This is a genomic window from uncultured Cetobacterium sp. (genome assembly GCF_947039425.1).
Lineage (GTDB): Bacteria > Fusobacteriota > Fusobacteriia > Fusobacteriales > Fusobacteriaceae > Cetobacterium_A.
Genome location: NZ_CAMQYW010000075.1, coordinates 1 through 7,163, shown reverse-complemented (window position 1 = coordinate 7,163; position 7,163 = coordinate 1). Strand labels below are relative to the sequence as shown.

The 7,163-nt window shown below is 25.6% G+C and carries 6 protein-coding genes; 2 read left to right on the top strand and 4 right to left on the bottom strand.

Annotated features, from left to right (window positions below; translation table 11 throughout):
- Positions 1–686, top strand: a 686-nt coding sequence (locus tag Q0V09_RS05570; protein WP_297487564.1) for a glycoside hydrolase family 88 protein, incomplete at its 5' end; no start/stop codon positions are given.
- 39 nt (positions 687–725) lie between these two features.
- On the opposite strand, the gene kduI is transcribed toward Q0V09_RS05570, so the two are convergent.
- The gene (gene kduI / locus Q0V09_RS05565; protein WP_297405906.1) at positions 726–1,562 is read right to left on the bottom strand and encodes a 5-dehydro-4-deoxy-D-glucuronate isomerase; all 837 of its coding nucleotides are present in this window, start codon (positions 1,560–1,562) and stop codon (positions 726–728) included.
- Between the two features lie 199 nt (positions 1,563–1,761).
- Here kduI and Q0V09_RS05560 point away from each other — a divergent pair, with 199 nt between their 5' ends.
- Positions 1,762–3,840 carry a helix-turn-helix transcriptional regulator gene (locus Q0V09_RS05560; RefSeq protein WP_297487562.1) on the top strand — a complete coding sequence of 693 codons (2,079 nt, stop codon included), beginning with the start codon at positions 1,762–1,764 and terminating at the stop codon, positions 3,838–3,840.
- Between the two features lie 25 nt (positions 3,841–3,865).
- Here the strand turns inward: Q0V09_RS05560 and Q0V09_RS05555 are convergent, their stop codons facing one another.
- The 3 genes from Q0V09_RS05555 to Q0V09_RS05545 all read right to left on the bottom strand — a co-directional run.
- Positions 3,866–5,770 (bottom strand): alginate lyase family protein, encoded by a 1,905-nt coding sequence (locus Q0V09_RS05555; RefSeq protein WP_297405904.1) that lies wholly within the window; start codon positions 5,768–5,770, stop codon positions 3,866–3,868.
- Positions 5,767–6,648, bottom strand: a complete 882-nt coding sequence (locus Q0V09_RS05550) for a carbohydrate ABC transporter permease (RefSeq protein ID WP_297405903.1) — start codon at positions 6,646–6,648, stop codon at positions 5,767–5,769. The genes Q0V09_RS05555 and Q0V09_RS05550 overlap by 4 nt, the downstream gene beginning before the upstream one ends.
- 19 nt (positions 6,649–6,667) lie before the next feature.
- On the bottom strand, positions 6,668–7,163 hold a 496-nt coding region (locus Q0V09_RS05545; protein ID WP_297487561.1), incomplete at its 5' end, for an ABC transporter permease subunit.

Here is a 7,163-nt window from a genome sequence, read left to right as displayed (position 1 = left end):
TAATTATAGATTGTAATATGAATATGCCTTTACTTTTTTGGGCAAGTGAAGTAACAGGAGATTTAAAATATGCAGAAATAGGAAAAAAACACTTTAAAACTGCATCAAAAGTTGTTGTCCGTGAAGACTATTCAACACATCATACATACTATTTTAATCCAGAAACAGGAGAGCCTGTAAGAGGGGTAACAGCTCAAGGTTATTCAGATACATCAGCTTGGTCAAGAGGACAAGCTTGGGGAGTATATGGGTTTCCATTAGCTTATGGGTATACAAAAGATGAAGCATATATTGATTTATATAAAAAAGTAACAAATTATTTTATAAATAATTTACCAGAAGATGATATTTGTTATTGGGATTTGTTTTTTAATGATGGGTCAAATGAGCCAAGAGATACATCTGCTGCAGCAATAGCTATTTGTGGGATATTAGAGATGGATAAGTATTTAGATGAAAATGATCCTGATAAAAAGATCTATTTAAATGCTGCTCAAAAAATGATGGAATCTTTACTTAAAAAATATACAACTAAAAACATAGAGGAATCAAATGGATTGTTAACAGATGCAGTTTACTCTATTCCTCATAATTCAGGAGTAAAAGAGTGTAATATATGGGGTGACTACTTCTATTTAGAGGCGCTTACAAGAATGTTTAAAAAAGATTGGAAGAAATATTGGTAATAAAAAAGTTTCGGAAAATCCGAAACTTTTTTGTTTTATTTATTTTAAATTTTCCATAGGTATATGATCCATATCAGTAAATGTTTGATTTTCTCCAGCCATTCCCCAAATGAAAGTATAATTTTTTGTTCCTACACCTGAATGTATAGACCAAGATGGAGAGATAACAGCTTGTTCATTTGAAACAACAATATGTCTAGTTTCTTGAGGTTCTCCCATAAAATGGAAAACTCTAGAGTCTTCATTCATATCAAAATAGAAATAAACTTCCATTCTTCTTTCGTGAGTGTGAGTAGGCATTGTATTCCATACATTATTTTCATCTAAAATAGTCATTCCCATTAGAAGCTGACATGATTTACATACAGCAGGATGTACAAATTGGAAGATAGTTCTTTTATTAGAACTAGCTATATCTCCTAAAGGCACAGCATTGGCATTAGCAATATCTATTTTAACAATAGGATAAGAACAATGAGCAGGAGTACTATTTAAATAAAATTTTGCAGGATTTTCTTTAGAATCAGAAGTAAAGATTATTTTTTTAGAGCCCATTCCTATATAGATTCCATCTTTAGAATTCATTTTATATTCAACATCATCAATAATTATTTTTCCAGAACCACCAACGTTAATAATACCAGCTTCTCTTCTTTCTAAAAAGTAATCTGATCCAATCTCTTTACAATTGCTAAGTTCAACAATTTTATCAGTTGGCATTATTCCACCAGCTATTACTCTATCAACATGAGAGTATGTTAAATTAACTTCATTTTCTACAAAAACTTGTTTAATAAGATAATGATCTCTAATCTCCTCAGTTGTGTAGTGTTTTGAATCTTGTGGATGATTAGCATATCTATTTTCTAATATCATATATGGCCCCCTTAATATTAATAATAACTTATCTTAATTATAACTATAAAGAAAGTACCTTTCAATAGTCATTATTTCACAAATAGACCTAAATAGAAAAATGAATATGAAATAAAACGGAATATTTCAAACATATTCTTTACACTTTTGTAAAAAAAGTGTATTTTATAAGAGGGGGAAATAAAAAGGGGGAGTTATATTGAGATTAAAGAAAATAAAAAATTATCAAAAGATATTAATATTATTATTTATAATAACGAATATATTACTAATGAAATTATCTTATATTAGGGAAAAGAATAATTATCAAAAACAAAATAAATTAAAAATAGAAAAATTGATAGAATATATAAATTTAAAATTAGAAGTTCTTTCTTTATCATTAAATGAACTTGAAAATTCAAAAGAAGTTCAAAGTTATGACGAAAATGAGTCACAATATACGAAACTTCAAGCGTTTCAAAGTATAAGAGATAAAAATAATTTTTATGGAAAATTTGGATATACAATTTCATTAGGAAAAGAGAATAGTGATGTAGTTTTATTTGAAAATGGAAGTATATCAAAAGATGAACTTTTTAATATGCTAAATTTTAATAAAAATAAAATAAAAAAAGGTGAAATTTTAATATCAGAAAAAGAAAATAATTTTAATTTTTTAATAAAAAATGATAGGTTTAAAAAAGATGATTTGAAATTTTGGATTATTAATTTAGATAAAAAAATATTTTTTAATAATTTTTTAGAAGATAGTAGTAACAATTGGTTTCTAGAAAAAAATGGGAAATTATATTCATTAACAGATTCTAAAATAGATAAAAAACTAGATGTTGGAGATAAAATATTTAAAAATTCTTTTTTTAATTTTAATATACTTTATAAAGCAGAGAATGAACATTTAAATATTATTTTAATAAATGAATTACTAAAGATATTTTTTATTACATTATTTATGTATTTACTTATTATTTATGTTATAAAGGTTTTGGAAAAACCTATTTTAAATTTAGCTAAAAAAGTTGGATATTCAACAAAATCAAATGAAATTAGTGATAAAAGTGGAGAGATTAAGTTTATAGAGGAAAAAATAGATGAATTATATTTAGAGAAAGCTTTTTTAAATAGTAAAATAGATGATTTATCAGTAATTGGTAGAAGAAAAAATTTAAGAGATTACATTTTAGGAATAAGAGAAATAGATGATATAAGTCAATTAACAAGAAAAATAAATAGTTTAAAGGGTAAAAAACTAAATTTAGTTTTAATAGAGATATATGATACAGACAATGACGATTTAGCATTTGATAACTTTTTTTTAGGGCGAGATTACTTAAAAAGTTCTTTTTTATCAGAAGGAAGTTGTGAGTATTTAGATGTTGATTATAAAAGTTTGTTGTTTATAATTCCAGAAGAGGATGAAAATATATTAGAAGATGGATTTGAATATATTTTAAAAAATATAGAGGGAAAATATAGCGTTGATTTAGTTGCTTCAGTTTCAAGGGATTTTTATGAGTTAGAAAATTTACCTCAAGAGTATATAAATTGTAAAAAAACTTTAGATATGAAATTTCTTTTTACTATGAAAAAAGTTTTATTCTACAATAGAATAGACAAAAGTAATTTAAGTGTTGTATATCCAATAGAAAGAGAGGGAAGATTAGCTAGTAAAATATTAAGTGGTAATATTATAGGATCTAAAAAAATAATAGATGAAATATTTCAAGATATAGAGGAAAACTTAGATAAAAATAAAGTGAAAATTTTATTAGGTTTATTATATAATACTTTAGATAGAATATTATTACAAATTTCAACCTTTAAAAATGAAAAAAATATAGATATAGATTTAAAAGTATTATTAAAAGAGACTTCTGTTGAAAAGATAAAGATATTATTTACAAATTTAGCCATTGAAATTTGTAAGTTAAAAGATGTATCAGAAGATACAGATATGAAGAATATTAGAGAGAAGATTCAAAAATATATATTAGAAAACTATCAAAAGGATTTTTCATTAGATGATTTAGCTGATTTTTTAGGATTTTCTTTTAGATATACAAGTATCTTATTTAAAAAGGTTATTGGAGATAATTTTAAAAATTATTTAAGTAGATATAGAATAGAAAAGGCTAAAGAAATAATGAAGGAAAATCCAAATATAAAAGTAAAAGAACTAGCAGAATTAGTAGGATGTAATAGTTCTAACACCTTTATTAGAGTTTTTAAAAAATATGAGGGGACTTCTCCTGCAAAATATTATCAAGAGGAAAAATAGAAATGAGGAGAGTTTTCTCCTCATTTTAATATTTTAAAACTCTAAGTGTTTTTAAATTATCTTTAGAATCAATAAAAGCAACTTTACCATAAAATAGAGTATTTTCTATTAAATAGGTCTTTTTTTGATTATTTATCTCTTTAGTAGTATTGAGGAATGTTAAACTATGCGTATTAGATATCTCTATTTTAATAGCTCTAGCTTCCTCTTTTGGAACTATTGATTTATCTCCCCTACAAACATTAATTTCTTCAATATTCAACTTTTTATCACTAATAACAGTAAAAAGAGTAGTTGTATTTAAACTTTTAATAGTAGTTAAAAGTTTAAAACTTTTTTCTTTAAAGTTATACTCTTTAGAAAAAATGGACTCTTCTATTTGAATATCTTGTTTATCTAAAAAAGTTAAAAATAGATTATTTTTTCCAGAAATCTTAACAGAGTTTTCTTTTAGAGAGATATTTTTATCTGGATGAAGATTAAATATCTGATTATATGTATGCTCTCCATTACCTTGGAATTCATCAATAATAATCCATAAATTTGGTTTATAATAAAATATCTTTCTAAATGTAATAACTGGATTAGAAAGAGATAAATATCCTAAGTGTCCACATTCAACATAATCAAATTTTTCATCAAAAATATAATAAGAATTTAAAGGCAAAGCAGATGAACAAATCTCCCAAGCATTATTAAAAGTTGAAAAAGGTATATTATCAATAATTGTTGTATTGTGAGCAAAAGGAGTTTTTAAATAAACTCTTTCTTTATTATCATCAATATAAGTAAATCTTCCAGAGTCAATAAAGAAATCTTCACCTTTATATGTTAAATCAAAATGTAGATTTTCCCCATGTCCATGTCCGCTTCCAATGGGACCACAACTAAACCACAAATAATTTCCATCCTCTTTAAATTCATCTCTTAAATAAAAATTACCACTATCTTTTAAAGCAATAGAAGTAAATAAAGGTTTTTTACTTTGAAGAGCACTATATATTTCTTTACTTTTTTTATCTAAATCCCACTGTGTTTCAAAATTTATAGATGAATATCCTAAAGATTTTAAAGTTTCATCACCTAAAACTCCAGAACACCTAGTTAAAATTTCTCTTAAATCTGTATGATCACTATCTCCTTGTATAGGTTGATAATAATTTGGTTTTATCATTGCTAAATTAACATAGGCTAATTTTTCAATACTTTTAAGAATAAATTCTGGAATAGATATATTTGATCTGTTTAAAAAAATAGAAACTTCGAGTAAAGAGTTTAGAACTTCATTGTGATACATAGGAGATCTTTCCCAATGAGTTCCATCTGGAAGAATTTGTATATGACATTGATATTCAAGTCTTTCCATTGCTAAATTAAAGATATATTTAAAATCAATTTTCTCTTTAAAATATAAAGAGAATACAAGGAGTCCACAATTTTGAAGGACTCCCCAATTACTAAGGATTCTAAAGTCATCATAAGTTCCTATAAGAACTTTGCTTTGTTCATTTAAAGAGTTAAATATCTTTTCTTCTAAATTATCAGGTAGAATTTGTTCTTCTTGAAAAATATAAAGAGCTTTACACCAGTTAATACATCTAATTCCCATTTCAATAGTTCTTGAACAATCTTTAAATTCATTTTCAAAAATATTAACATTATCTATCCAAGAGTTAATTTGATTATGAAAAGCATTAAAATATTTAATATCTTTTGATACAGAGTATGCTTTTCCTAAGAAAATCCAATATTTATGTCTATTTAAGATGAAAGTCCATTCAGGATCACCAAAGGGATTTTTAGTCCAAATAATATTTTCTTCAAAAGAAAAAGGTACTCTACATACTTCCATATCCCATTTATGATTAAATATAAATGTGTTATTACAAATTAAGTTAGCAGTATAAAAGAGTTCTTTTTCATCAATCATCCTTTTACAGCTCCTAAAGTTACACCTTTTTTAAAGAACTTTTGAATGAATGGATAAATTACAAGTATAGGTAAGATTGATAGAACAATAACAGCATAAATAATTGACTGAGGGGAAGTTAAACTGCTTTGTGTTATCATTTGAGCAGCTTCTCCAGCCATATCTTTTTCAACAATTAATTTCTTTAAGAATACTTGTAAAGGAACTTTTGAATCATCAGTAAGTAAAATCATTGTCCAGAAGTATCCATTCCATCTAGAGACAGCATAAAATAATGAAACAGTAGTTAATGCTGACGTTGAAAGAGGAATATAAATTTTTGTCATAATTTGCCACTGAGTAGCACCATCAATTCTTGCAGATTCTTCAAGAGATTTTGGAACTGCTTCAAAGAAACTTTTTAAAATAATAACATTAAAGGTATTAATAGCAAATCCTAAAATAACAGAGGAATAACTATTTATCATTCCAAGATCTCTAAAGTTAAGATATTTAGGGATCATACCAGGGTCAAACCACATTGTAACAACAACAAGAATAGTTATTAATTTTCTAAACTTAAGTTCAGGCTTTGATAAAACATATGCACCTGTAACAGTGAAAATCATACTTACAAAAGTACCAAAGAAAGTAATAAAGATACTATTAGCATAAGAAAGCCAAAAACCTTCAAGTTTAGATGCTGCTACAAAAGAGTCAAGATTGAATCCTTTTGGAAAAAGAACCATATCTCCAATTTCTAAAAAATATGGTTTTGTAACAGATGCAGAAAAAACATATATAATTGGATAGATAAATAATATACCTAAAATTGCTAGTAAAACATAGTTAGCAATATCAAAAACTTTTTCATCTATTGATTTTTTAATTTTAGCCATTTTTAATTCCTCCTAAATTCTACCATAGACTTGATGAAGTTATTTTTTTACTCCATTTATTTGCACTATATACTAATAAAAATCCAACAATAGCATTGAATAAACCAACAGCTGTAGCAAGACCAAAATCTTGCATTAACATTCCAGTTCTATATACATAGGTACTAATAACATCAGCAGTTGAGTATGTTGCTGGTTGGTATAAAAGTAATATAGTTTCAAATGCAACATTAAGCATGCTTCCAACTTTAAGAACAAGCATAACAACTATAGTTGGAATAATTGATGGGATTGTAATATATCTAAGTTGTTGAAATTTAGAAGCACCATCAATTTTTGCAGCTTCATAAAGAGATTCATCAACAGATGTAAGAGCAGCAAGATATATAACAGCATTAAATCCAGTACTTTTCCATATATTCATTCCTGTGAAAATCCCTCTAAAGAATTCAGGTTTAGAGAGGAAATAGATCCTTTCAAGACCAAGTTTAGCTAAGATATGGTTAACAACTCCA

What these genes read in the sequence shown, in the direction of transcription:
- kduI (WP_297405906.1), bottom strand. Translation starts at nt 1,562, where the DNA reads ATGATATTAGAAAATAGATATGCTAATCATCCACAAGATTCAAAACAC.
- Q0V09_RS05555 (WP_297405904.1), bottom strand. Translation starts at nt 5,770, where the DNA reads ATGATTGATGAAAAAGAACTCTTTTATACTGCTAACTTAATTTGTAAT.
- Q0V09_RS05550 (WP_297405903.1), bottom strand. Translation starts at nt 6,648, where the DNA reads ATGGCTAAAATTAAAAAATCAATAGATGAAAAAGTTTTTGATATTGCT.